The sequence below is a fragment of the Streptomyces glaucescens genome, assembly GCF_000761215.1.
GTDB classification, from domain to species: Bacteria; Actinomycetota; Actinomycetes; order Streptomycetales; family Streptomycetaceae; genus Streptomyces; species Streptomyces glaucescens_B.
The window spans coordinates 1944205-1965525 of record NZ_CP009438.1 but is presented as its reverse complement, the minus strand read 5'-3'; the positions used below and the strand labels follow the sequence as shown (position 1 = coordinate 1965525).

The window sequence follows — 21321 nt, the reverse complement described above, 5'->3', positions numbered from 1 at the left end:
GACCGCCGGTGCACTCCGCGCCCACCGGCCTTGTCGAGCCTACCCCCGCGAGAACGTGCATTTTTTCGAGTCATTACAGACTGCCGGGACTCTTCGGAATCCGCCTCCTGACTGGGCCGTACCGGCTTTCGCCAAGTGAATACGCAGCCGCTCATCTGACCGCTCAACCGTTGCCCGGCCGGCCCATCTGAGGGGGGCCGGGAACGCCCGTTCCATGATCGTCCGAATGATCGTTCCCGGCCCGTCGTACGCACGCCGGAGCGCGCCGCCCAACACGACCCCACCCCCGCGAAGGCCGGGGTATGGGCAACGTCTACAGTGGCGTGGTACGCGCGAGCCCTTTACCGGCACCTCACACCGGGAGGCTCGCTGGGATGTCTCTGTCAGGGGTGTGCGTGACGGCCGTTGAATCCCGTCCTGCGGGGGTTATCGGGACGAGCCAGAGCCCGAGTCACCGGCCGTTCGGGGCCCGTGCGAAGGCGTTCGTGGCGCTGACCAAGCCGCGGATCATCGAGCTGCTGCTGATCACCACGGTGCCGGTGATGTTCCTCGCCGAGCAGGGCGTGCCGGACCTCGGTCTGGTGCTGCTCACCTGCGTCGGCGGGTACCTGTCGGCCGGCGGCGCCAACGCGCTGAACATGTACATCGACCGCGACATCGACGCGCTGATGGACCGCACGTCGCAGCGTCCGCTGGTCACCGGCATGGTCAGTCCGCGCGAGTGCCTCGTCTTCGGCATCACCCTCGCGGTGGTCTCCACCCTGCTGTTCGGCCTCACCGTCAACTGGCTGTCGGCCTGGCTCTCGCTCGGCGCGCTCCTCTTCTACGTCGTCGTGTACACGATGATCCTCAAGCGCCGGACCTCGCAGAACATCGTGTGGGGCGGCATCGCCGGCTGCATGCCGGTGCTGATCGGATGGACCGCGGTCACCGGCTCGCTCGCCTGGGCCCCCGTCATCCTCTTCATGGTGATCTTCTTCTGGACGCCGCCGCACTACTGGCCGCTGTCCATGAAGGTCAAGGACGACTACGCGCGCGTGGGCGTCCCGATGCTGCCGGTCATCGCCTCCAACAAGACCGTCGCCAGGCAGATCGTGATCTACAGCTGGGTCATGGTCGCCGTCTCCCTGCTGCTGACCCCGCTCGGGTACACCGGCTGGTTCTACACCGCGGTCGCCCTGGTCGCGGGCGGCTGGTGGCTGTGGGAGGCGCACGCGCTCCAGAACCGCGCGAAGGCCGAGGTCACGGGCGCGAAGCTGAAGGAGATGCGGCTGTTCCACTGGTCCATCACCTACGTCTCGCTGCTGTTCGTCGCGGTCGCGGTGGACCCCTTCCTGCGCTAGTCACCTTCGACGCCGTCTGCGGGCGGGGGACGTGGTCAAGGCCACGCACCCCGCCCGTCGCCGTTTGATCTACCCGTCGGTAGCATCCTGGCCATGGCAGACACGCAGCAGGTTGACGCGAAGGCCGCGCGCACGGTGGCCCGGCTCGCCAAGCGCATCGGCGCCTTCTCCAAGGGGCACGGCGGGGCCGAGGGCCAGGTGGCGTACCTCGGGCAGCGCGGCGCCCGGATCGTCCTCGTCGGCGAGGACGGCGGCTGGGGCGACCTGGTGGCCCCCTCCTACGCGATCGCCGAGCAGGCCGTCGCGAAGGCCGGGATCACCGTCCACGAGGACTTCGACGGCGAGTTCGCCGCCAAGGTGCGGACCGGCCCGTACGAGTGGACCCGCATGGCGGGCATCCAGGTCGGCGGCCCTTCGAACGGCTGACACGCGCCGGCGGTTCGCACGGGGGTGTGCGACCGCGGTACCCGGCACCCGGTTCACCCGTTAGGACTCGTAGGAGTACGCGGTCCAGTCACGGGAGCCCCGGATGATCGAAACGCCGTCCCTCGTGGACCAGTACTGCCACGGCGTACTGAGAACGGAGCTGGGTCTCGGCACCTTCGAGGCCCAGCTCGCCCGCACCGAGGGACCGCCCGCCCCGGGCACCACCCTGTTCGACACCCAGACGGGCTTCGCCGTACGGCGCTGGTGCCCGCCCCTGCTCGGCCTGGAACCCCACTGCCCGCCCGCCCGCTACCTCGCCCGGCGCCGGGAGCTGGGCGTCCTGGAGGCAGGCCGGCGGCTGCTGCGCGGCAGCGGCATCACCACCTACCTCGTCGACACCGGCCTGCCCGGCGACCTCACCGGCCCCGCCGAGCTGGCCGCCGCCTCCGCCGCCGAGGCCCGGGAGATCGTCCGGCTGGAACCGCTGGCCGAGCAGGTCGCCGACACCTCCGGCACCGTCGAGTCGTTCCTCGCCAACCTCGCCGAATCGGTGCACGGCGCCGCCGCGCACGCGGTCGCCTTCACCTCCGTGGCCGGCGTCCGGCACGGACTCGCCCTCGCACCCGAACCGCCCGGCCCCGGCGAGGTGCGCGGCGCGGCGGGGCGCTGGCTGGCCGCCCGGCGGGTCGGCGGGGAGCTGAGCGACCCGGTGCTGCTGCGCCATCTGCTGTGGATCGCGGTCGCCGCGGGCCGGCCGCTCCAGCTGCACGCCGGACTGGGCGAGCCCGGTCTGCGGACCGACCGCACGGACCCCGTGCTGCTCACCGACTTCGTCCGGGCCACGGCGGGCCTGGGCACCGACCTGGTGCTGCTGCACGGCTACCCGTACCACCGGCACGCCGCCCACCTCGCCGGGGTCTTCCCGCACGTCTACGCCGACTCGGGCGCCGCCCTGGTGCGCACCGGCGCCCGGGCCGCCACGGTCCTCGCGGAGATCCTGGAGCTCGCACCCTTCGGCAAGATCCTCTTCTCCAGCGGCGCCCGGGGGCTGCCCGAGCTGCACGTCGTCGGCGCCCGGCTGTTCCGCGAGGCCCTGGGCCGGGTGCTCGGCGGCTGGGCGGCCGAGGGCGCCTGGTCCCTGGGGGACGCGCAGCGGGTGGCGGGGCTGATCGCGGCGGGCAACGCGCGGCGGGTGTACGGGCTGGAGTGAGCGCCCCCCGAGCGCGAGTGCGGGCGGCCGGTCAGGCGGTGGTCAGCGTCCGGTCCGTCCGCTCACCGAGGTCCGCGGGGACCGCGGCGGGCCGCTCGCGCAGCGCCAGCAGCACCCGCAGCGTGCCGATCCACACCAGGCAGGAACCGAGCATGTGCGCGCCGACCAGCACCTCGGGGAGGTCGGTGAAGTACTGGACGTAACCGATGACGCCCTGGAGCAGCAGGATCACGAACAGGTCCCGGGTGCGGCCCAGCGGGCCCTTCGGCGCGTCGACCGCCTTCAGCACGAACCACAGCGCGAACGTCAGCGTCACCACGATCCACGCCAGCACGGCGTGCAGCTTGCTGACCATCTCCCAGTCCAGCGGCATCCGCGGCACGTCACTGGAGTCCCCGGCGTGCGGGCCCGCACCCGTGACGACCGTGCCGACGGCGATCAGCAGCACCGTGACGCCGGTCAGCACCCACACGAGCTGCTGGACGGCCTTCCCGACGAGCGGCCGGGGCACCCCGTCACCCTCCCGGGTGCGCTGCCACATCACGGTCGCGACCGCGATCAGCGCGGAGGAGAGCAGGAAGTGGGCGGCGACCGTGTACGGGTTCAGACCGACCAGCACGACGATGCCGCCGAGGATCGCGTTGCCCATGACGACCCAGAACTGGAGCCAGCCCAGCCGGGTCAGGTCGCGCCGCACCGGCTTCTGCGAGCGGGCCGCGACGATCGCCCAGCCGACGGCCGCGCACAGCACGTACGTCAGCAGGCGGTTGCCGAACTCGATGACGCCGTGCAGGCCCATCTCCGACGTCGCGGTGAGCGAGTCGTCCGTGCACTTCGGCCAGGTCGGGCAGCCCAGACCGGAGCCGGTGAGCCGGACCGCGCCGCCGGTGACCACGATGACCACCGACATGACGAGCGCGGCGAGGGCGGCCCGCCGGACCGTCCGGGGATCCGGGGTCCAGCGTGCGGCGATGAAGGCGAGCGGGTTGCGCAGCGCCGCTGCGGCGTCGGCGCGGGTCAGCTTTGGCACGGGCACCATCGTAGGGGGCCGCTTGTGCACCGGTTCACGAGGGGTGCGAATCAGGCGGTACGGGCTACTCCCAGCGGAAGAACTTCCCCGCCGCCGCCAGTCCAGCGACCGCCCAGGCCGCGAGGACCGCCAGGTTGCCCCACGGCATCCCGGCGCCGTGCTGGAGCACGTCGCGCAGTCCGTCCGACAGCGCGGAGATCGGCAGCAGGCCGAGGACGTCCTGGGCGGCGGGCGGGAACTTGTCCAGCGGCACGATCACCCCGCCGCCGACGAGCAGCAGCAGGAAGACCAGGTTGGCGCCGGCCAGGGTCGCCTCCGCCTTCAGGGTGCCGGCCATCAGCAGGCCCAGCCCGGAGAAGGCGGCCGTGCCGAGCACCAGGAGGAGCAGGACGGCCGGCGCGCCGCCGTGCGGCGACCAGCCCAGCGCGAACGCGATCACGGTCACCAGGACCACCTGGAGCACCTCGATGACGAGCACGGACGCCGTCTTGGCGGTCATCAGGCCCCAGCGCGGCAGCGGCGAGGAAGCGAGCCGCTTGAGCACGCCGTAGCGGCGTTCGAAGCCGGTGGCGATGGCCTGGCCGGTGAAGGCGGTCGACATCACGGCGAGCGCCAGGATGCCGGGCGTGAGGAAGTCGACGGCCTCGCCGGCACCGGTGTCGACGATGTCCACGGTGCTGAACAGGACGAGCAGCAGGGTCGGGATGATCACCGTCAGGAGCAGCTGCTCGCCGTTGCGCAGCAGCATCTTCGTCTCCAGGGCGGCCTGGGCGGCGATCATGCGGGGGAGCGGGGCGGCTCCGGGCCTGGGCGTGTGGGTCCCCGTGGTCATGCGCGCAGCTCCTTGCCGGTCAGCTCCAGGAAGACGTCCTCCAGGGTGTGCCGCTCCACCGAGATCCGGTCCGGCATCACCCCGTGCTGGGCGCACCAGGAGGTGACCGTCGCCAGCAGCTGGGGGTCGATCTTGCCGACGACCCGGTAGGCGCCCGGTGTCAGCTCGGCCGCCGCGCAGTCCGGGGGCAGCGCCTTGAGCAGGGAGCCCACGTCGAGGCCGGGGCGGCCGGTGAAGCGCAGGGTGTTCTCGGCGCCGCCGCGGCACAGTTCCTCGGGCGAGCCCTGGGCGATGACCCGGCCGGCGTCGATGATGGCGACGTCGTCGGCGAGCTGCTCGGCCTCGTCCATGTAGTGGGTGGTGAGGACGACCGAGACGCCGTCGGCGCGCAGGTCGCGGACCAGGTCCCAGGTGGCGCGGCGCGCCTGCGGGTCGAGTCCGGCGGTGGGCTCGTCGAGGAAGACCAGCTCGGGGCGGCCGACGACGGCCATCGCCAGCGCGAGCCGCTGCTGCTGCCCGCCGGACAGCCGCCGGTACGGGGTACGGCCGCAGGAGCCGAGCCCGAGCCGTTCGACGAGGGCGTCCACGTCGAGGGGGTGGGCGTGCAGTCTCGCGACGTGGCGCAGCATCTCGACGGCCCGGGCGCCGGAGTACACGCCGCCGGACTGGAGCATCACGCCGATCCGCGGGCGCAGCTCGCGGGACTGGCGGACCGGGTCGAGGCCCAGGACGCGCACCGTGCCGGAGTCCGGCTTCCGGTACCCCTCGCAGGTCTCGACCGTGGTCGTCTTGCCCGCCCCGTTGGGGCCGAGGACGGCGGTGACCCCCGCCCGGGCCACCAGGTCGAGGCCGTCCACCGCGGTCTTCGGGCCGTACCGCTTCACCAGGGCCTGGACCTGGAGCACGGGCTCGTTTCGCATGGCCCCGAGTCTAGGGAGCCGCGGGGTGCCCCGGACGGGCGGGTGCGCGAGTGCGCCCGGCCGTGGCCGGTTCCGTCACTCGGGCTCGCTCGCCCGGGGCCGGTGCCGGGCCAGCCAGCGCTCGGCGTACGCCACCGCGTCGGCGACGGGGAAGAGCCGTGCCGCGGCGGCTCCGACCCCGCCGCGCACGACGGGGCGGTCGCGTTCGAAGTCGCGTCCCAGCTCGTCGAAGCGTTCCGAGGAGATCGACGGCTCGGTGACGGCGGCCCAGCCGTCCGGTCCGGGGCGGCCGACCTCGACCGGCGGGGCCGGTATCCGGTACTCGGCGAGGTGGAAGCTCGTGCACGTGTCGTAGCCCGCGCCGAGCAGCAGCACCCGGGCGCCGAGGCGTTCCAGGACCGCGAGCGGGCTGCGCTCGCCGAGGCGGCAGTCGGGGGCGTGGCCGTCGGTGATCTCCGCGGCGCGCGGGCCGAGGGCGACGAAGGAGGTGTGGGGGTGGGCGGAGCGGCGCGCGCCGGGCCAGGTGCGGACGGTCTCGGGGACGACTCCGACGCCCCGGGCGGGGGTGATCAGCGGGTCGTAGACGGGCATGGCGGCCCGGATGTCCGGCCACCACTCCTCGGGGACCGGCGGGTTCGACCAACCGGCCGGGTCGGAGAGGTCGGCGGTCTGGGTGGGGACGACCAGGGTGCCGTCGGGGCCGAGGACGTCGAGGAGGGCCTGGACGACGGCGACGGGTCCGCCGCACACCCAGCCGAGGGAGCTGAGGGAGGTGTGCGCGAGGAGGATCTCGCCGGGGCGCACGCCCAGCTCTGCGAGGTCCTTCGCGAGGGTGCCGCGGGTGACGAGTGGGCCGGTCGGAAGGGGTGTGGGCATGGGCGTGGAGTGTTCCGGACGGGGGTCGGGGGCGCCAGCGGTTTTGCGGCCGGCGGGACCGGCGCCTGATCGATCAAAGATCGTTTCCGCAGGTCAGCTTAGGTTTGCCTAAGTGACGCAGGGCACCGTCCGGCGGGCCGGACGCCGCTTGTCACGTTCTCGGGAATTACGCAACAATGGCGTTGTGAAAAACGTCGGCGCAGCTCGGGAGACCCCCACGGGGACCCCGCAGGAGGAGCTCGCGACCGGGGAGCGCTCGACGCGCAACCGGGTCGCGCGGTCGATCCTGGACCACGGTCAGTCGACCGTCGCCGAACTCGCCGGGCGGCTGGGCCTCACCCAGGCCGCCGTCCGCCGGCACCTGGACGCGCTGGTCGCCGACGGTGTCGTCGAGGCCCGCGAGCGACGGGTGTACGGCGCCCGCACCCGGGGCCGCCCCGCCAAGGTCTTCACGCTGACCGACTGCGGCCGGGACGCCTTCGACCAGTCCTACGACACGCTGGCCATGGACGCCCTGCGCTGGATCGCCGAGCGCGAGGGCGGGGACGAGGCGGTCGCCGCCTTCGCCCGCGCCCGGATCGCTGCCCAGTCCGCCGCCTACCGCAAGGCGGTCGAGCAGGCCGCCCCGGAGCAGCGGACCGAAGCGCTGGCCAAGGCCCTGAGCGCGGACGGGTACGCTGCTACCGCGCGCAGCGCGCCCACCGGCGAGCAGCTGTGCCAGCACCACTGTCCGGTCGCCCACGTCGCCGAGCAGTTCCCGCAGCTCTGCGAGGCCGAGACGGAATTTTTCGCCGAGCTGCTCGGTACACACGTACAGCGGCTGGCCACGATCGCCCACGGCGACGGCGTGTGCACGACGTTTATCCCGAAGACCTCCACGACGAAGGCCCCGGCGGCGACCGCCCCGGGGACTCCGAAGATTTCCGACACCACCCACAACGCATCTGCAAGCACGGCCGGGAGGAACCCCGCATGACTCTCCCCACGGAGACTGCCCACCCTGAGCTCGAGGGCCTGGGCAAGTACGAATACGGCTGGGCCGACTCCGACGAGGCCGGTGCCGCAGCGAAGCGCGGCCTGAACGAGGACGTCGTCCGCGACATCTCGGACAAGAAGTCCGAGCCGGAGTGGATGACGAAGCTGCGCCTCAAGGGCCTGAAGCTCTTCGAGAAGAAGCCCATGCCGAACTGGGGCTCGGACCTGTCGGGCATCGACTTCGACAACATCAAGTACTTCGTGCGCTCCACGGAGAAGCAGGCGGAGTCCTGGGAGGACCTGCCCGAGGACATCAAGAACACCTACGACAAGCTGGGCATCCCCGAGGCCGAGAAGCAGCGCCTCGTGGCCGGTGTCGCCGCCCAGTACGAGTCGGAGGTCGTCTACCACCAGATCCGCGAGGACCTGGAGGAGCAGGGCGTCATCTTCCTGGACACCGACACGGCGCTCAAGGAGCACCCGGAGCTGTTCAAGGAGTACTTCGGCACGGTCATCCCGGTCGGCGACAACAAGTTCGCCGCGCTGAACACGGCCGTGTGGTCCGGCGGCTCCTTCATCTACGTCCCGCCGGGCGTGCACGTGGAGATCCCGCTCCAGGCCTACTTCCGGATCAACACCGAGAACATGGGCCAGTTCGAGCGGACCCTGATCATCGTCGACGAGGGCGCCTACGTGCACTACGTCGAGGGCTGCACCGCCCCGATCTACAAGTCGGACTCGCTGCACTCCGCGGTCGTCGAGATCATCGTCAAGAAGAACGCCCGCTGCCGCTACACGACCATCCAGAACTGGTCGAACAACGTCTACAACCTGGTCACCAAGCGCGCCGTCGCCTACGAGGGCGCGACCATGGAGTGGATCGACGGCAACATCGGCTCCAAGGTGACGATGAAGTACCCGGCCGTCTACCTGATGGGCGAGCACGCCAAGGGCGAGACCCTGTCCATCGCCTTCGCGGGCGAGGGCCAGCACCAGGACGCCGGCGCCAAGATGGTCCACATGGCGCCGAACACCTCGTCCAACATCGTCTCCAAGTCGGTGGCGCGCGGCGGCGGCCGTACGTCGTACCGCGGCCTGATCGAGATCGGCGAGGGCGCCCCGGGCTCCAAGTCCAACGTGCTCTGCGACGCCCTGCTGGTCGACACGATCTCCCGCTCGGACACCTACCCGTACGTGGACGTCCGCGAGGACGACGTGTCCATGGGTCACGAGGCGACCGTCTCCAAGGTCTCCGAGGACCAGCTCTTCTACCTGATGAGCCGCGGTCTCTCCGAGGACGAGGCGATGGCGATGATCGTGCGCGGCTTCGTCGAGCCGATCGCCAAGGAGCTGCCCATGGAGTACGCCCTCGAGCTCAACCGGCTGATCGAGCTGCAGATGGAAGGCGCGGTCGGCTGACCACCGGCCGGCGATCCCATCAGGCCCCTTACGCAACGGAAAGCGAGCATTACGACAGCCATGGCTGAGGCTCAGAACATCCCGGTCGGTTCGACGACCGCCGGCTCGATCGCGGTGGCCGCCGAGTCCACCGTCGTCTCGCGCATGAGCGCGCCCCCGTCCTTCGACGTGGCGGACTTCCCCGTCCCGCACGGCCGTGAGGAGGAGTGGCGGTTCACCCCGCTGGAGCGCCTGCGCGGCCTGCACGACGGCACCGCCGTCGCCACCGGCGACGGCGTGAAGGTCACTGTCGAGGCTCCCGAGGGCGTCGTCGTCGAGACCGTCGGCCGGGACGACGCCCGGCTCGGCAGGGCGGGCACCCCCGTGGACCGGATCGCCGCACAGGCGTACTCGGCCTTCGAGAAGGCGTCGGTCGTGACCGTCCCCAAGGAGACCGTCCTCACCGAGCCGATCCGGATCGCCGTGCACGGCCAGGGCGGCACCGCCTTCGGCCACCAGGTCATCGAGCTGGGCGCCTTCGCCGAGGCCGTCGTCGTCATCGACCACACCGGTGACGCGGTGCTCGCGGCCAACGTCGACTACGTCCTCGGGGACGGCGCCAAGCTGACCGTCGTCTCCGTCCAGGACTGGGACGACAAGGCCGTGCACGTGGGCCAGCACAACACGCTGATCGGCCGCGACGCCTCCTTCAAGTCGGTCGTCGTCACCTTCGGCGGCGACGTCGTCCGGCTGCACCCGCGCGTCACCTACGCGGGCCCCGGCGGCGAGGCCGAGCTGTTCGGCCTGTACTTCACCGACGCCGGCCAGCACCAGGAGCACCGCCTCCTGGTCACCCACAACGTGCCGCACTGCAAGTCGAACGTCGTCTACAAGGGCGCGCTCCAGGGCGAGGCCGCGCACGCCGTGTGGATCGGCGACGTGCTGATCGAGGCCGAGGCCGAGGGCACCGACACCTACGAGATGAACCGCAACCTCGTCCTCACGGACGGCGCGCGGGTCGACTCGGTGCCGAACCTGGAGATCGAGACCGGCGAGATCGTCGGCGCCGGGCACGCCTCCGCGACCGGCCGCTTCGACGACGAGCAGCTCTTCTACCTGATGGCCCGCGGTATCCCCGAGCACGAGGCGCGCCGCCTCGTCGTCCGCGGCTTCTTCGCCGAGCTGGTCCAGCAGATCGGCGTCGCCGACATCGAGGAGCGTCTGCTGGCCAAGATCGAAGAGGAGCTGGAGGCGTCGGTCGCATGACGTTCGTACGCGCCTGTGGGCTGAGCGAGCTGGAGGAGGACACCCCGAAGCGGGTGGAACTCGACGGCACGCCGGTCTCGGTGGTCCGTACCGAGGGGGAGGTGTTCGCCATTCACGACATCTGCTCCCACGCGAACGTCTCGCTCTCCGAGGGCGAGGTGGAGGACTGCCAGATCGAGTGCTGGCTGCACGGCTCCGCGTTCGACCTCCGCACCGGCAAGCCGTCCGGTCTCCCCGCGACGCGCCCCGTCCCCGTATACCCCGTAAAGATCGAAGGGGACGACGTGCTCGTCTCCCTCACCCAGGAGTCCTGAGGCACCCATGGCAACGCTTGAAATCCGAGACCTGCACGTCACCGTCGAGGCCGACAACGCCACGAAGGAGATCCTCAAGGGCGTCGACCTCACCGTGAAGCAGGGCGAGACGCACGCCATCATGGGCCCCAACGGCTCGGGCAAGTCGACGCTCGCCTACTCCCTCGCGGGCCACCCGAAGTACACGATCACCGGCGGCACCGTGCTGCTCGACGGCGAGGACGTCCTGGAGATGTCCGTCGACGAGCGCGCCCGCGCGGGCCTGTTCCTGGCGATGCAGTACCCGGTCGAGGTCCCCGGCGTCTCGGTCTCCAACTTCCTGCGCACCTCCGCCACCGCCATCCGCGGCGAGGCCCCCAAGCTGCGCACCTGGGTGAAGGAGGTCAAGGAGGCCATGGAGCGCCTCAACATGGACCCGTCCTTCGCCGAGCGCAACGTCAACGAGGGCTTCTCCGGCGGTGAGAAGAAGCGCCACGAGATCCTCCAGCTGGAGCTGCTCAAGCCGAAGGTCGCGATCCTCGACGAGACCGACTCCGGCCTCGACGTCGACGCGCTGCGCATCGTCTCCGAGGGCGTCAACCGCGTCCGCGAGACCGGCGAGGTCGGCACCCTGCTGATCACCCACTACACGCGCATCCTGCGCTACATCAAGCCCGACTTCGTCCACGTCTTCTCCGGCGGCCGCATCGTCGAGTCCGGCGGCGCCGAGCTCGCCGACAAGCTGGAGAACGAGGGCTACGAGGCATACACGAAGGGTGGCGCATCCGCGTGACACAGCTGCCGGGCCTCCTCGACACCGAGGCGATCCGCAAGGACTTCCCGATCCTCGACCGGGTGCTGCACGACGGCAAGAAGCTCGTGTACCTGGACAACGCGGCGACCTCGCAGACCCCGCGCCAGGTCCTCGACGTGCTCGGGGAGTACTACGAACAGCACAACGCCAACGTGCACCGCGGCGTGCATGTGCTGGCCGAGGAGGCCACGGCGCTGTACGAGGGCGCGCGGGACAAGGTCGCGGAGTTCATCAACGCGCCCAGCCGCGACGAGGTGATCTTCACCAAGAACGCCTCCGAGTCGCTGAACCTCGTGGCCAACATGCTCGGCTGGGCCGACGAGCCCTACCGGGTGGACGCGGACACCGAGATCGTCATCACGGAGATGGAGCACCACTCCAACATCGTGCCGTGGCAGCTGCTGGCGCAGCGCACGGGCGCGAAGCTGAAGTGGTTCGGCCTCACCGACGACGGCCGCCTGGACCTGTCCGACATCGACGAGGTGATCACGGAGAAGACGAAGATCGTCTCCTTCGTGCTGGTGTCGAACATCCTGGGCACCTTCAACCCGGTCGAGGCGATCGTGCGCCGCGCCCAGGAGGTCGGCGCGCTGGTCTGCGTCGACGCCTCCCAGGCCGCCCCCCACATGCCGCTGGACGTGCAGGCCCTCCAGGCCGACTTCGTGGCCTTCACCGGCCACAAGATGTGCGGCCCGACCGGCATCGGCGTCCTCTGGGGCCGCCAGGAACTCCTGGAGGACCTGCCTCCGTTCCTCGGCGGCGGCGAGATGATCGAGACCGTGTCGATGCACTCGTCGACGTACGCCCCGGCCCCCCACAAGTTCGAGGCGGGCACCCCGCCGATCGCCCAGGCGGTCGGCCTCGGCGCGGCGATCGACTACCTCAACTCGATCGGCATGGACAAGATCCTCGCCCACGAGCACGCCCTCACCGAGTACGCGGTGAAGCGTCTCGGCGAGGTCCCCGACCTGCGGATCATCGGCCCCACCACGGCCGAGGACCGCGGCGCCGCGATCTCCTTCACGCTCGGTGACATCCACCCGCACGACGTGGGCCAGGTCCTCGACGAGCTGGGCATCGCCGTCCGCGTCGGTCACCACTGCGCCCGCCCGGTCTGCCTGCGCTACGGAATTCCTGCGACCACGCGAGCGTCGTTCTATCTGTACTCCACGCCGGCCGAGATCGACGCTCTGGTGGACGGCCTGGAGCACGTACGGAACTTCTTCGGCTGAGGGGCGTGCTGACAAGGTGAAACTGGACTCCATGTACCAGGACGTCATCCTGGACCACTACAAGAACCCGCACGGGCGGGGCTTGCGGGATGGCGACGCCGAGGTGCACCACGTGAACCCCACGTGCGGTGACGAGATCACCCTGCGCGTGAAGTACGAGGGCACGACCATCAGCGACGTCTCGTACGAGGGCCAGGGCTGCTCCATCAGCCAGGCCAGCGCGTCGGTGCTGAACGAGCTGCTGGTCGGCAAGGACGTCGCCGAGGCGCAGAAGATCCAGGAGACCTTCCTGGAGCTGATGCAGTCCAAGGGGAAGATCGAACCCGACGACGCCATGGAGGAGGTGCTGGAGGACGCGGTCGCGTTCGCCGGCGTCTCCAAGTACCCGGCCCGGGTCAAGTGCGCCCTCCTCAGCTGGATGGCGTGGAAGGACGCGACGGCCCAGGCGCTGGGCGCCGACGCCGAAAGGAAGACGGCATGAGCGAGACCGTTGAGACGAAGCCGGCCTCGGAGGAGGAGATCCGCGAGGCGTTGTACGACGTCGTCGACCCCGAGCTGGGCATCGACGTCGTGAACCTCGGCCTGATCTACGGCATCCACATCGACGACGCGAACATCGCGACGATCGACATGACCCTGACCTCCGCGGCCTGCCCGCTGACGGACGTCATCGAGGACCAGGCCAAGTCCGCCACGGACGGCCTGGTCAACGAGCTGCGCATCAACTGGGTCTGGATGCCGCCGTGGGGCCCCGACAAGATCACCGACGACGGCCGCGAGCAGCTGCGGGCGCTCGGGTTCAACGTCTGAGCCCTTCCTCCGTACGCCTGTCGCAGTGGCCCCCGGCACCATGCCGGGGGCCACTGCGCTGTGCGCGACCCGCGCTCACCGCGTACGGCGCCGGCACCGGCGTGCGCGCCGGCCGGCTCGCGCGGCGACGAGCCGGTCGCGGAGTCCCCGGCGCACGGCCCGCGCCGTGGACGACGACGACGGCGGGCGGCGACAGCGGGCCTCTCCAGGGGCTCGCCCGGCACGTGAGACGGAGGCCGGGCCGGTTCGCCCGGGTGGGCGGGGCCGCGTTAGGTTTCCCTCATGACCGACACGACTGCTCCCCGCACCACCGGCGCCGTGGCCGCCGGCCTCGCCACGATCGCCGCCGACGGCACCGTTCTCGACACCTGGTTCCCCGCGCCCGAGCTGACCGATGCGACCGCCGAGGGCCCCGGCCCGGCCGGCACCGAGCGCCTGGACGCCGACCGCACCGCCGAACTGCTCGGCGAGCACGGCGTGGCCGCCCTCGGCAAGGACGACGTGCGCGGTGTGGAGATCGTCGCGGTCCGTACGGTCATCTCCTCCCTGGACGACAAGCCGCTCGACACCCACGACGCCTACCTGCGGCTGCACCTGCTCTCGCACCGCCTGGTCAAGCCGAACGAGCCGAACCTCGACGGCATCTTCGGCCTGCTCGCCAACGTCGCCTGGACCTCGCTCGGCCCGGTCGCCGTCGACACCCTGGAGACCGTCCGGCTCGCCGCCCGCGCCCGCGGCCTGCACCTCAGCGTGTTCGGCGTGGACAAGTTCCCGCGCATGACGGACTACGTCGCCCCCGCGGGCGTCCGCATCGCCGACGCCGACCGCGTCCGCCTCGGCGCCCACCTCGCCGCCGGCACCACCGTCATGCACGAGGGCTTCGTCAACTTCAACGCCGGCACCCTCGGCACCTCCATGGTCGAGGGCCGCATCTCCCAGGGCGTCGTCGTCGGCGACGGCTCGGACATCGGCGGCGGCGCGTCCACCATGGGCACGCTGTCCGGCGGCGGCAAGGAGCGCGTCGCGATCGGCGAGCGCTCCCTCGTCGGTGCGGAGGCCGGCATCGGCATCGCCCTCGGCGACGACTGCGTGGTCGAGGCGGGCCTCTACCTCACCGCCGGCACCCGCATCACCCTCCCCGACGGGCAGATCGTCAAGGCCCGCGAACTCTCCGGCGCCTCCAACATCCTCTTCCGCCGCAACTCGGTCACCGGCACGGTCGAGGCCCGCCCGAACAACGCGGAGTGGGGCGGCCTGAACGAGATCCTGCACAGCCACAACTGAGCCGGCCGGTCAGTCGCCCGGTCCCGCACACCGCTGAGCGCCCTTCCACGGCCCCGACGCCGGCTGGAGGGGCGCGCCGCTTCGCCGTATCGGCCGCGTCCGCAGGCGAACTGCGCGATCCGCCGGCCGGGAGCCTTGGAGACGGAGCGTCGACGTCTCCGGCGGACCAGGACGCCCCGGACTTCCTCGTCGTGCCATGTGTGGACCGTCGCGGGGACCATGTGGCGAGCCCTGGGGCGCGGCGGATTCGTGACGATCACTTGAACGGATTACCGGCCGTGTCCTCCGGGAGGTTCTCGCAGATGAACCGGGTGGGCGGCGGAGCCGTCCGGTCGGATGTCGAACGGTGAGACGAGGGCTGAGCGATGAGGAACGTACGGGCGAGGGGTGCGGTCGGGGCGGGTGTGCTGGTGGCCGTGGGCTGGGGCCTGGCCGGTGGGGTCGCGCATGCCGACGAGACCAACACCGGCTCGCACAACGGGCCCCGGATCGGGCTGATCAATGCCGGGCAGATCGACGATCCCATGGAGGACGTGCTTCAGCACTTCCTCGGGCTGGGGGGCGGGGCCGCCGCCGAGCCCGCCGAGCCCGCCGAGGGGCAGCCCGCGGCGGGGTGACCGGCGCAGGTTCCGGTCACGGCTGCGGGACGGCCTCCCGGTACGCCGCCAGCAGGGCGTCGAGTGTCTCGCGGTCCGCGGGGCGCAGTGGGGCGCGGACCGGTCCTGCGGGCAGGCCGAGGGCGGTGAGGAGGGCCTTCGCGGTGACCGCGCCGGGGAGGCCCGCCGCCATCATCGCTTCGATCAGGGGTGTGGCCTGCCGCTGGAGGCGGGCCGCGTGGGCCGTCTCACCCGCGTCGAACGCGTCGAACACCGCGCGGATGTGACCCGGGATCACGTTCGCCACCGTGCTGACGCAGCCCGCGGCGCCCACCGCGTACAGGGCGAGGTTGTGTTCGTCGCAGCCCGCGTAGCAGGCGAGGCCGGTGCGGGCGAGGACCTTCTGGGTGCCGAGGAAGTCGTAGGAGCAGTCCTTGACGGCCACGATCCCCGGGTGTGCGGCGAGTCGGATCATTGTCTCCGGCTCGATGCGGGTGCCGGTGCGGCCGGGGATGTCGTAGAGCGCGACCGGGAGGCCGGAGGCGTCCGCTACCTCGCGGAAGTGGGCCTCGACGGCGTCCTGCGGGGGCCTGCTGTAGTACGGCGTGACGACCAGGACGCCGTCCGCGCCCGCCTTCTCGGCCTGGTGGGTCAGCTCGATCGTGTGGCGGGTGTCGGCGGTGCCGACGCCCGCCAGGATCGACGGGCGCTCGCCCACCGCCTCCCGGACGGCCCGGATCAGGGCCGACTTCTCCTCATCGCTCGTGGTCGGCGATTCGCCGGTGGTGCCGTTCAGCACCAGCCCGTCGCAGCCGCCGTCCACCAGCCGCTCCGCCAGCCGCCGGGCACCGTCGAGGTCGAGGGCGCCGGACTCGGTGAAGGGGGTGACCATCGCGCACAGGACGCGGCCGAAGGGGGGCGTGACGGGGAGGGTGTGGGTCATGGGAGCAGTCTCGGCGGCCAGCGGGCGCAGCTCCACTTAAATCTGCTACGAGGTACCGGTAAGGGGTGCTGCGGCAACACGCGGAAGGCGGCACGCGCGAGGGTAGTGACGGCCGGTCAGGGTACCCGGGTCGCCGAACGCGTGCAGACCAGGGAAGGGGCACACCGATGACCGACCGGACCAAGGGGACCGCCGAGCTGCGCGGGCAGGCCGAGCGGACCCGCGGCCAACTCGGCGCCACCGTCGGGGAATTGGCCGCCAGGGCGGACGTCCGGGAACGCGCCCGGGCACGCGCCGCCGACCTCAGGGACAGGGCGGGCGCGATGACCGTCCAGCTGCGCAGCAGCGCGGCCCAGGCGGGGCACGCCGTCCAGGGCGGCGCCACCCGAGCGCAGTACGCCGTGGAACACCGGGCACCCGAGCCCGTGCGCCGGGTCGCCCAGGCCGCGCTCCGGCTGCCGCGGCCGGTGCTCTTCGCGGGTGCGGCGGTCGTCGCGGCGGGCGTGCTGCGGCGGCGGAACGGCGGGCGCTGAGGGACGGCCGTCGGGGCGACAGGAGGGGACGCCCCGAACCGGCTTGACCTCGATCGAGGTTGAGGTTGAAGGCTGGTCGGTGCACCCACCGACCAGCCTTTCCCGGAGGTTGACATGACCCGCCGTACCGACGCCCATCCCGACCTCACCCGCCCGGACGCCGCGGCGCCCTTCTTCAGCACGTGGCGGGTCGGCACCCCCGAGCGGCAGCGGGCCACCGTGGAGGCGATCGCCGGGACCTGGGAGCGCCGCCCGTGGCCGGCCGACGGGCTGCTCGGCTACCACGTCTACACCGGCCGCGACGGCGCCACCCTGATGCACTACTCGCAGTGGACGAGCGAGGCGGGCTACGAGGCGTTCTTCAAGACGCGGCGGCAGGAGCGCGTCGACGAGATCGACACCCTGGTACCGGGCATCGAGCGTCTCGGGCTCGACCGCTACGGCCGGCCGCGCAGCCGTGAGCGGGCCGCCGGCGACACCCGGGTGCCGGGTCTGATCGTGACCGTCCGGATCGACTTCGAACCGGACGCGGCCGGGCGGCGCGCCGACTGGATCGGCGAGGTGCTGCGGGCCCTGGCCGGCGACCCGGCCGGCCACCGCGGCCTGATCGCCGCCCACTTCCACCTCAGCAAGGACGGCACCCACGTCCTCAACTACGCCGAGTGGGAGAGCGAGCGGGCCTACGACGCCGTCCTCGCCGCGCCCGGCGAGGGCATCGGCGACGGCGGTGAGCAGTGGGAGCGGGTGCGGACGTACCCCGGGGTGAAGGGGTTCACCGGCACCCGCTACCAGCACGCCGTGGGCCTGCTGCCGGGCTGATCGCCCGGCCCGCCGGATCGCCGGCTACGGGCGGAAGCGCAGCACCTGCGGGTCGTGGTCGCTGATCTGGTCGTGGAACTCGGCGTTCAGGTGCACGCTGTCGTACTCGAAGTCGCAGCCGCGCCGGATCGCCGGGCTGATCAGGATCTGGTCGAGGACCTGGCTGTTGCCCTGGTAGACGTACGAGTAGCGCTCGTCGCGGGGCAGCGACTTGACCGCCGACCACAGCTCGCCGTCGCCCTCGAGGGCCTTGGCCGTGCCGGAGAACTCGAAGTCGTTGATGTCGCCGAGCGCGACGACGTCCGCGTTCTTCTGGACGGCGAGGATCTCCTTGACGAAGGCGTTCACGGCCGTCGCCTGGAGGTGGCGCTGGACCTCGGAGCTGCGCGCCGGGGGCTGGTACTGCGAGGTCAGGCCCTGGTCGCCGCCCTTGGAGTTGAAGTGGTTGGCGATCACGAACACCGTGCGGCCGCGGAAGACGAACTCGCCCACCAGCGGCTTGCGGCTGTTCCTCCACGCCTCGTTCGCCGGGTCGACACGGCCGGGGGACACGGTCAGCGCGGCCTTGCCGCGCTCCCGGACGACGCCGGTCGCGGTGTTCGCGTCGCCGCCCGCGCGGTCGGTGAAGGAGACCCGCTCGGGGTTGAAGAGGAACACCTGGCGGATGTTGCCGCCGGGCTCGCCGCCGTCCGTGTTGTTCACCGGGTCGACGGCGCGCCAGTCGTAGCGCGGGCCGCCCGCCGCCGTGATGGCGTCGATCAGCTTGGCCACCGTCCGGTCGGCGGCCACCGTGCCGTCGTCCGTCGCGCCGTTGTTGTCCTGGATCTCCTCCAGGGACACGATGTCGGGCGAGCGCAGGTTGGTGACGATCGCGGCGGCGTGCGCGGCGAAGGTGTCGTCGGACGGGTCCAGGTTCTCGACGTTGTACGTCGCGACCGCCAGCTCGCCGTTCTTCTGCTTGCGGGTGGTCTCGCGCTCCAGGCCGCCGCTCTCCAGGGTGCCCAGCTCGCTCGCGACGAGGGTGTAGCCGCCGAACTGGTTGTAGTCCAGCGGGCCGGTGGTGGCGCCCGTGAGGGTGTCACCGACGTCCGCCTTGGGGAAGTCGGCCGGCTTGCCCAGCGACTGGATCATGATCCGGCCGGTGTTCTGGGCGGTGTAGGAGCCGTAGACCGTGCCGCCGCGCCGGTTGTCGTGCTCGTCGGGCTTCACCGTGACCCACAGCTCGGTGTACGGGTCGGTGGCGCCGACCACCCGGGCGTCGGCGACCCGGACGTTCATGCCCTCCAGGGCCTCGTACAGGTCCAGGGCGTACGTCGCGGGGCGCAGCGGCAGGGCGTTGACCGAGCCGTTGGCCGCCGGGTCGCCCGCCGGGGCGTAGGCGTCCGGCACCGCACCGGCGTCGATGAGCACCGGGGCGGGGACGGGGTTGCCGCTGGAGACGACCTTCACCGTCGGCTTGGTGATCTCGGTGACGGCCTGGTTGCCGGAGGAGGTGCCGCCGGGGACGAACTCGGACACGGTGCCCGACACGGTCACCGCGTCACCCACGGCGACGCCCTTGGGCGTGGAGCCGGTGAAGACGAAGACGCCCTCGCTGGTGGCCGGGTCGGCGTCCGCGTCCGGGTCCTGGATCCAGAAGCCGCGCGAGGAGCCGTACGTCCGGATGCCGGTGACGATTCCGGCCACGTCGGTGACCTGCTTGCCGGCGTACGGCGATATCCGGGTCGTGCCCTGGATGTCACGGATGCGCACGCTGTCCGCGTGGGCCGGGGAGGTGAGGACGACGGTGGACGCCGCGGAACACACGGCGGCGACGGTGAGCGCGGCGAGGCGCGCGGAAGACTTGCTCGGCAACGGGATCCCTCCGGGGACGTACATGGGCGCCGGGACGAGGGTGGAACGGGAGGTCGGAGCCGCGACCGGCGGGGCGGTGGCGACGCGCGTAGAGAGCGGGGAGCGGCGTGCCCGGTGAGGGAGTTGTGCCGTACCCCGGTCGGTGAACAGGTGTCCGCCGACTTCTACGCGCGTCAATCTCCTGCCTGCTCCCGCCGGTTGTCAAGGTTTCGGCCATGGACGGCCGGTGACGAGGAGATGAACCGGGTGGCATGGGTGGAAATCCGTCTAGGCTGAGCGGCTGAACCACCGGTCGTACGCCTGGCCGTACGCCGCCCGGGCGCCCCTAGGAGAATCAGCCGATGTCAGACAGTTCCACCCTCCCGCCGGTACGGCTGGCCTCCGACGCGGAGCTGGCGCGCGACGCGCTGACCGCCCCGCTCCTCTCCCGTGCCGCCCGGCTCGCCCGCTGGGCCGGGCCGGACACCCGCGTCGACGCCGGCGGCGGGCTCGCCGAGGAGGAACTGCCCGCGGCGGCCGAGGCGCTGGGCCTGAGCGGGGAGGACGCCGTCGCCGCGGCCGGTGCGGCCTGGCGGGTGGCCGTGGACACCGGGCTCGTCGAGATCGTCGACGAGGAGGAGGGCACCGTCGCCGCCGGCGCCGGCCTGGCCCTGCTCACCGGCGGCTCCCCGCAGGACGTCCTCGGCGTCTGGCAGGACGCCCTGGAGGCCGTGCTCGCCGACGCGAGCGTGCCCGACCTGGACGCCCTCGTCGACGCGCTCGACGAGGGGGGCCGGGTCGACCTCTCCGCGCTCGACTGGGACCCCGGGCGCGAGGCCGCGTTCCTCGACGGCGTCCTCGCCAACCTCTACCTGCTCAGCGTCAGCGAGGACGGCGCCGGCGACGGTCCCGTCCCGCTGCCCGCGCTCGCCGCGTCCGTCATCGTCCCGGACGGCATGACCGAGCCCAGCAACGACGTCCTGCAGCAGGTCTCCGACGCGATGATGCGGCTCGACGACCAGTTCCGGATGCTGGAACCGGCCGGACTCGTCGAGTACCGGCCGGTCGACGAGGCGCTGATGGCGGACGCCGACGAGGAGCCGGGCGCGCCCGTCGACGACACCGACGTCACCCGCTACGGCCTGGTCCGCCTCACCCCGCTCGGCCGGTACGGGCTGCGGGCCCGGCTGCTGGAGGCGGGCTTCGACGCGCCCGCCGTCGGGGACCTCGCCGACAAGGGCGCCGACGCCCTGCTGGACGGCACTGCCGGATTCGGCCCGCGGGCCGCGCAGGCCGAGACCGAGCAGTGGCTGGCCCGGCGCGAACCCCTCGCCGCCGCCCGGGAGCTGCTGGCCGCCGCACGCGGGGGCGACGCCGGGGCGCCGCTGCGCCGGCTGCGCTGCCAGCAGGCGCTGTCGCTGGTCGGCGCCGAGGCCGAGCCCGCGCTGCGGGACGTGCTGGACGACGCGGAACTGGGCGGACTCGCGCGCGTGTGGCTCAGCGAACGCGGCGCCGCGGACGTGCCGCCGCCGTCCGAGGCGATGGTCTTCTGGCTGACCATCGACACGGTCGCCGCCCAGCTCGCCGCCGAGGGCAACTCCGCGGAGCTGCGGGCCCTCGTGGAGGGTCTGGCCGAGCAGCACAGCGGCTTCTTCTCGGCGGTCTGGCGGGTGGGCCACCCGGCCACCGCGGACGTGCTGGAGGCGATGGGGCGCATCCACCCCGACAAGAAGATCGCCAAGGAGGCGCGCAAGGCCGCGTTCAAGGCGCGGTCGCAGCAGAGCGGCTGACCGCCTGCGGCAGGACCGCCCGCGGCAGGACCGCCCGCGGCGGGGCCGTCAGGGGCGTACGGCGGTCCGGCCCCGCCGGTGCGGCCGCCGGGCGCCCC

22 protein-coding genes are annotated in these 21321 nt (G+C 72.0%); 16 read left to right on the top strand and 6 right to left on the bottom strand.

All coding sequences use genetic code 11. From position 1 onward, the window contains the following. The first annotated feature begins 374 nt into the window (after positions 1 to 374). The 3 genes from SGLAU_RS08525 to SGLAU_RS08515 all read left to right on the top strand — a co-directional run bounded on the left by SGLAU_RS08525 (position 375) and on the right by SGLAU_RS08515 (position 2979). Positions 375 to 1343 carry a heme o synthase gene (locus tag SGLAU_RS08525; RefSeq protein WP_052413675.1) on the top strand — a complete coding sequence of 323 codons (969 nt, stop codon included), beginning with the start codon at positions 375 to 377 and terminating at the stop codon, positions 1341 to 1343. Between the two features lie 93 nt (positions 1344 to 1436). Beyond that, complete coding sequence (locus SGLAU_RS08520) at positions 1437 to 1769, top strand: hypothetical protein (RefSeq protein WP_043499808.1); 333 nt, start codon at positions 1437 to 1439, stop codon at positions 1767 to 1769. 103 nt (positions 1770 to 1872) lie between these two features. After that, complete coding sequence (locus SGLAU_RS08515; protein WP_043499806.1) at positions 1873 to 2979, top strand: amidohydrolase family protein; 1107 nt, start codon at positions 1873 to 1875, stop codon at positions 2977 to 2979. 31 nt (positions 2980 to 3010) lie between these two features. Here SGLAU_RS08515 and SGLAU_RS08510 read toward each other — a convergent pair whose 3' ends face one another. The 4 genes from SGLAU_RS08510 to SGLAU_RS08495 form a co-directional block, all read right to left on the bottom strand. Continuing rightward, positions 3011 to 4018, bottom strand: a complete 1008-nt coding sequence (locus SGLAU_RS08510) for a COX15/CtaA family protein (RefSeq protein WP_043499805.1) — start codon at positions 4016 to 4018, stop codon at positions 3011 to 3013. 55 nt (positions 4019 to 4073) lie between these two features. Further along, positions 4074 to 4841 carry an ABC transporter permease gene (locus SGLAU_RS08505; protein ID WP_043499803.1) on the bottom strand — a complete coding sequence of 256 codons (768 nt, stop codon included), beginning with the start codon at positions 4839 to 4841 and terminating at the stop codon, positions 4074 to 4076. Next, a complete protein-coding gene (locus SGLAU_RS08500) occupies positions 4838 to 5761 on the bottom strand; it encodes an ABC transporter ATP-binding protein (RefSeq protein WP_043499800.1) in 924 nt (307 codons plus the stop codon). The genes SGLAU_RS08505 and SGLAU_RS08500 overlap by 4 nt, the downstream gene beginning before the upstream one ends. Before the next feature lie 75 nt (positions 5762 to 5836). Beyond that, a complete protein-coding gene (locus tag SGLAU_RS08495; protein WP_043499798.1) occupies positions 5837 to 6637 on the bottom strand; it encodes an aminoglycoside N(3)-acetyltransferase in 801 nt (266 codons plus the stop codon). 184 nt (positions 6638 to 6821) lie between these two features. On the opposite strand from SGLAU_RS08495, the gene SGLAU_RS08490 reads away from it, so the two are divergent. The 10 genes from SGLAU_RS08490 to SGLAU_RS08445 all read left to right on the top strand — a co-directional run bounded on the left by SGLAU_RS08490 (position 6822) and on the right by SGLAU_RS08445 (position 15326). Beyond that, positions 6822 to 7613, top strand: coding sequence for a helix-turn-helix transcriptional regulator (locus tag SGLAU_RS08490; protein WP_043499797.1), 792 nt, complete (start codon positions 6822 to 6824; stop codon positions 7611 to 7613). Continuing rightward, positions 7610 to 9031 carry a Fe-S cluster assembly protein SufB gene (sufB, locus tag SGLAU_RS08485; RefSeq protein WP_043499795.1) on the top strand — a complete coding sequence of 474 codons (1422 nt, stop codon included), beginning with the start codon at positions 7610 to 7612 and terminating at the stop codon, positions 9029 to 9031. The genes SGLAU_RS08490 and sufB overlap by 4 nt, the downstream gene beginning before the upstream one ends. 60 nt (positions 9032 to 9091) lie before the next feature. Further along, positions 9092 to 10276 carry a Fe-S cluster assembly protein SufD gene (gene sufD, locus SGLAU_RS08480; protein ID WP_043499793.1) on the top strand — a complete coding sequence of 395 codons (1185 nt, stop codon included), beginning with the start codon at positions 9092 to 9094 and terminating at the stop codon, positions 10274 to 10276. Continuing rightward, on the top strand, positions 10273 to 10590 hold the full coding sequence (locus SGLAU_RS08475; RefSeq protein WP_004002164.1) for a non-heme iron oxygenase ferredoxin subunit: 318 nt from the start codon (positions 10273 to 10275) through the stop codon (positions 10588 to 10590). Before sufD ends, SGLAU_RS08475 begins: the two co-directional genes overlap by 4 nt. A gap of 7 nt (positions 10591 to 10597) precedes the next feature. Then, a complete protein-coding gene (sufC, locus tag SGLAU_RS08470) occupies positions 10598 to 11362 on the top strand; it encodes a Fe-S cluster assembly ATPase SufC (RefSeq protein WP_043499791.1) in 765 nt (254 codons plus the stop codon). Then, positions 11359 to 12615, top strand: a complete 1257-nt coding sequence (locus tag SGLAU_RS08465) for a cysteine desulfurase (protein ID WP_043499789.1) — start codon at positions 11359 to 11361, stop codon at positions 12613 to 12615. The genes sufC and SGLAU_RS08465 overlap by 4 nt, the downstream gene beginning before the upstream one ends. A gap of 16 nt (positions 12616 to 12631) precedes the next feature. Next, entirely contained in the window at positions 12632 to 13096 is a 465-nt protein-coding gene (gene sufU, locus SGLAU_RS08460; RefSeq protein ID WP_043499788.1) for a Fe-S cluster assembly sulfur transfer protein SufU, read from the top strand. Continuing rightward, positions 13093 to 13425 (top strand): metal-sulfur cluster assembly factor, encoded by a 333-nt coding sequence (locus SGLAU_RS08455; RefSeq protein WP_043499787.1) that lies wholly within the window; start codon positions 13093 to 13095, stop codon positions 13423 to 13425. The genes sufU and SGLAU_RS08455 overlap by 4 nt, the downstream gene beginning before the upstream one ends. A gap of 282 nt (positions 13426 to 13707) precedes the next feature. Then, entirely contained in the window at positions 13708 to 14709 is a 1002-nt protein-coding gene (dapD, locus tag SGLAU_RS08450) for a 2,3,4,5-tetrahydropyridine-2,6-dicarboxylate N-succinyltransferase (protein WP_043499784.1), read from the top strand. 365 nt (positions 14710 to 15074) lie between these two features. Next, positions 15075 to 15326, top strand: a complete 252-nt coding sequence (locus SGLAU_RS08445; protein ID WP_052413674.1) for a hypothetical protein — start codon at positions 15075 to 15077, stop codon at positions 15324 to 15326. A 16-nt stretch (positions 15327 to 15342) separates the two neighbouring features. Here the strand turns inward: SGLAU_RS08445 and dapA are convergent, their stop codons facing one another. Continuing rightward, positions 15343 to 16248: a 4-hydroxy-tetrahydrodipicolinate synthase gene (gene dapA / locus SGLAU_RS08440; RefSeq protein WP_162484291.1), complete on the bottom strand. Its 906-nt coding sequence runs from the start codon at positions 16246 to 16248 to the stop codon at positions 15343 to 15345. Between the two features lie 167 nt (positions 16249 to 16415). Between dapA and SGLAU_RS08435 the strand changes: the two genes are divergently transcribed. Continuing rightward, on the top strand, positions 16416 to 16781 hold the full coding sequence (locus SGLAU_RS08435) for a DUF3618 domain-containing protein (RefSeq protein WP_043499780.1): 366 nt from the start codon (positions 16416 to 16418) through the stop codon (positions 16779 to 16781). A gap of 114 nt (positions 16782 to 16895) precedes the next feature. After that, positions 16896 to 17600: an antibiotic biosynthesis monooxygenase gene (locus tag SGLAU_RS08430; protein WP_043499779.1), complete on the top strand. Its 705-nt coding sequence runs from the start codon at positions 16896 to 16898 to the stop codon at positions 17598 to 17600. Positions 17601 to 17624: 24 nt separating this feature from the next. Here SGLAU_RS08430 and SGLAU_RS08425 read toward each other — a convergent pair whose 3' ends face one another. Further along, positions 17625 to 19454 carry an endonuclease/exonuclease/phosphatase family protein gene (locus tag SGLAU_RS08425; RefSeq protein WP_043499778.1) on the bottom strand — a complete coding sequence of 610 codons (1830 nt, stop codon included), beginning with the start codon at positions 19452 to 19454 and terminating at the stop codon, positions 17625 to 17627. Positions 19455 to 19795: 341 nt separating this feature from the next. On the opposite strand from SGLAU_RS08425, the gene SGLAU_RS08420 reads away from it, so the two are divergent. Further along, positions 19796 to 21223 carry a hypothetical protein gene (locus tag SGLAU_RS08420; protein ID WP_043499777.1) on the top strand — a complete coding sequence of 476 codons (1428 nt, stop codon included), beginning with the start codon at positions 19796 to 19798 and terminating at the stop codon, positions 21221 to 21223. Positions 21224 to 21321 lie beyond the last annotated feature (98 nt).

Coding starts and splice junctions, on each gene's coding strand:
- SGLAU_RS08445 (WP_052413674.1), top strand. CDS start 15,075: ATGAGGAACGTACGGGCGAGGGGTGCGGTCGGGGCGGGTGTGCTGGTG.
- SGLAU_RS08495 (WP_043499798.1), bottom strand. CDS start 6,637: ATGCCCACACCCCTTCCGACCGGCCCACTCGTCACCCGCGGCACCCTC.
- sufD (WP_043499793.1), top strand. CDS start 9,092: ATGGCTGAGGCTCAGAACATCCCGGTCGGTTCGACGACCGCCGGCTCG.
- SGLAU_RS08475 (WP_004002164.1), top strand. CDS start 10,273: ATGACGTTCGTACGCGCCTGTGGGCTGAGCGAGCTGGAGGAGGACACC.
- SGLAU_RS08430 (WP_043499779.1), top strand. CDS start 16,896: ATGACCCGCCGTACCGACGCCCATCCCGACCTCACCCGCCCGGACGCC.
- SGLAU_RS08510 (WP_043499805.1), bottom strand. CDS start 4,018: ATGGTGCCCGTGCCAAAGCTGACCCGCGCCGACGCCGCAGCGGCGCTG.
- dapD (WP_043499784.1), top strand. CDS start 13,708: ATGACCGACACGACTGCTCCCCGCACCACCGGCGCCGTGGCCGCCGGC.
- SGLAU_RS08455 (WP_043499787.1), top strand. CDS start 13,093: ATGAGCGAGACCGTTGAGACGAAGCCGGCCTCGGAGGAGGAGATCCGC.
- sufB (WP_043499795.1), top strand. CDS start 7,610: ATGACTCTCCCCACGGAGACTGCCCACCCTGAGCTCGAGGGCCTGGGC.
- dapA (WP_162484291.1), bottom strand. CDS start 16,248: ATGACCCACACCCTCCCCGTCACGCCCCCCTTCGGCCGCGTCCTGTGC.
- SGLAU_RS08525 (WP_052413675.1), top strand. CDS start 375: ATGTCTCTGTCAGGGGTGTGCGTGACGGCCGTTGAATCCCGTCCTGCG.
- SGLAU_RS08500 (WP_043499800.1), bottom strand. CDS start 5,761: ATGCGAAACGAGCCCGTGCTCCAGGTCCAGGCCCTGGTGAAGCGGTAC.
- SGLAU_RS08520 (WP_043499808.1), top strand. CDS start 1,437: ATGGCAGACACGCAGCAGGTTGACGCGAAGGCCGCGCGCACGGTGGCC.
- SGLAU_RS08515 (WP_043499806.1), top strand. CDS start 1,873: ATGATCGAAACGCCGTCCCTCGTGGACCAGTACTGCCACGGCGTACTG.
- SGLAU_RS08505 (WP_043499803.1), bottom strand. CDS start 4,841: ATGACCACGGGGACCCACACGCCCAGGCCCGGAGCCGCCCCGCTCCCC.
- sufC (WP_043499791.1), top strand. CDS start 10,598: ATGGCAACGCTTGAAATCCGAGACCTGCACGTCACCGTCGAGGCCGAC.
- SGLAU_RS08420 (WP_043499777.1), top strand. CDS start 19,796: ATGTCAGACAGTTCCACCCTCCCGCCGGTACGGCTGGCCTCCGACGCG.
- SGLAU_RS08435 (WP_043499780.1), top strand. CDS start 16,416: ATGACCGACCGGACCAAGGGGACCGCCGAGCTGCGCGGGCAGGCCGAG.